Below are 2,310 nucleotides of genomic sequence, written 5' to 3'. Positions count from 1 at the left end.
GAGTCCTGCGGCTCCTTAAGTCGGTTGGCTGTTCCATTGCTCCCCGGCCCCCTAGAACGGAGCCTCAGGCACCACGGATTTCATCGGTACAAACGCTGCCGTGCAATCGACCGGTGTTCCGTTACCAGGACTTCCGGACACCGTGACGTCATCCTTTATCGAAGGCACCAGTTTGTTGGCGAAACTGACCGGCCCTGGCCCCAATATGAAGTGGGTCGAGGTGAGTCCGGTGAAGCTGGGTTGGGTTCCGTCAAAGACAACGTTATCCAGCGTGATGGAAATCGGTCGTTTTTGGCCGTTGTCATTGTATCCGACAAAAGTCGCCTTACCGCCACCGAAGCGTTGGCTGCCCAGGTAGTGGAAGCCTTTCACGGTGATACCACTGAAATCAGGGTACGAGGTTCCGCCGGCGCTGCCGTAGTTGGTGTCAAACACTAGCGGGAATTTGACGTTGCGCATGCATATGTTCGCGTAGCTGACGCTGTCGACGGTCCCTCCGCTCTTGGCTCCTGACTTTATTCTCAATCCAATGCCGTCCTGGCTGTCTGCGCCATCTGCTGCCAGATCCACAACGCTGACATTGTGTACGCCGCCGCTGGTTTCACTGCCGATGGACAAGCCGTGCCCATAGTAAAAGTGATTGTGCGCGAACATCAGGTCCCGGCTGCCGGAGGTGCGGCTGGACTTTATCGCTACGTTGTCATCACCCGTACTGATATAGGAGTAGGCCAGCAGCACCTTGCTTGATTGGCCGGGGTCGAAGCCATCGGTGTTCTTCACGGTTTCCGGGGTAAAGCAGGTGCCCGGGGTCTTCTGGTCAGGCGTCGAGCCGATCGGGCAGCGGTAGCCCTCAACCGTATAGACCCGGCTGGGAGTCAAAATCTTGATCCCCCAGACAGTCACTCCTGTCACACCGTCAGTGACAATGTTGAAGTCCGGCGCGGTTTTTGCTGGTAAGCATTGGACAAGGTCTTCTGGTAAACAAGGTCCCACCAGCTACGCAGATTGGCGTTTGCACCGGAGGTGAGTAGACTGCCGCCGCGACCGTCGATCACGCCTTTTCCGATCACGCCGCTGGCGCGCGTGTTTTTTGCAGAAATCAGTGCGCTGCAGGCGTCCTGATTGGCGACCGTGGTCACTCCGCAGGTGCCCTTGCCGTTGTCATAGTCTTTGGGGTTGCGTGACGCGAAAAGCGTAACGCCCTCGTCGACCCACAGCGTAACGCCAGACTTCAGTTGCAGAGGACCGCTGAGGAACGCTGAGTTGTCACCTGTGCCTTTGACAAGCTGGACGGCCTGTCCGGCGGCACAACCGTCGATTGCACTCTGGATTCTGTCCTGGTCAGGTCGGGAGTCGAGCGCCGCACTGTCGACACTGTCCAGTGAGCCATTCCTGGGTGTTAGCGTGGCCTGGATCTGCTTGCAAACTGGCGGACTGGATGGCTCGCTTACCCTGCCCCAGGAAGTGACTACTGCAGCGTCGCTGGCCGCCCGCGTGGGTAAAGTGACAGTAAGCGAAATACCCACGGAAGTGGCTATCCAGATTACGTGCCGAAACGTGCAGGCACCGTATTTTTGCCCCGCCGCAATGAAAGATTGCATGTTCATGAAAGCTTTCCTACCTATTTTTTGACCAATGAGCGCCACCGACACTTATGAATGATGACAGGCCTGGGCTTGTGTTCAGTTACCTTTCTGTCAATGTCTCTGCATTGAACAATGGCGACTTTCGGTGCTTCAATCCCGATACGCACAATCTGATCGAACTCTGAAATAGCGTGGACTTGGATCTGAATCCCATCCTCAATCAGAATATTTTCACCTTCACGGCGAGTCAGAACAAGCATATAGCTTTCCTTTCTTATTGATTGCCTAGAGGCGGACATGGACGAGCCTCTACTGATTCGGCCCAGCGGTGTAGCGGCTGGACATGCTTGGTCACGAAGAACCTTCATGGTCGCCAAGCCCAATTCTGCCAGGAAGAGTGCAATTGACGCGCTAAGCGCCAAAAGCCCCGCTTTAATAAGCGCAAGGTCAGTAGTGGGAAGGCCAATTTCAAGTAGAAACTCTCCAAAAATGAGCACTCCAATGCATGCAATTGAAAGCTTCATAAGAAATTCCATGCCTTTTTGCAGAGAGAAAGTTAAGTTCTGCTAATTTTGAATTGTCTTTTCTCGTGAGTTAGGTAACGCAGCCTTTAGTTGGCGTTCATAGCAATTAGGGTTTGTCTGAAAAGTCAGCCCGCAAGCATCTTTCGATGCAAGCCAGTGTGACCATCGCTTTAAAGCTACTTGCCAGCTTGTCGTAACGC

At 54.2% G+C, this 2,310-nt stretch carries 1 protein-coding gene and 2 pseudogenes; all 3 read right to left on the bottom strand.

What is annotated here, in order from left to right; all coding sequences use genetic code 11:
• Positions 1-51 precede the first annotated feature (51 nt).
• Positions 52-1,607 (bottom strand): annotated as a pseudogene (locus tag AO277_RS12685) (glycoside hydrolase family 28 protein).
• A gap of 14 nt (positions 1,608-1,621) precedes the next feature.
• On the bottom strand, positions 1,622-1,846 hold the full coding sequence (locus AO277_RS12680) for a carbon storage regulator (RefSeq protein ID WP_044320166.1): 225 nt from the start codon (positions 1,844-1,846) through the stop codon (positions 1,622-1,624).
• Between the two features lie 370 nt (positions 1,847-2,216).
• Positions 2,217-2,310 (bottom strand): annotated as a pseudogene (locus AO277_RS12670) (IS5/IS1182 family transposase); the annotation flags it as partial.

Source organism: Pseudomonas amygdali, assembly GCF_002699855.1.
Taxonomy (GTDB): Bacteria; Pseudomonadota; Gammaproteobacteria; order Pseudomonadales; family Pseudomonadaceae; genus Aquipseudomonas; species Aquipseudomonas amygdali.
Note: the sequence above shows the minus strand (reverse complement) of the source record. Positions and strands in the feature narration are given on the sequence as shown.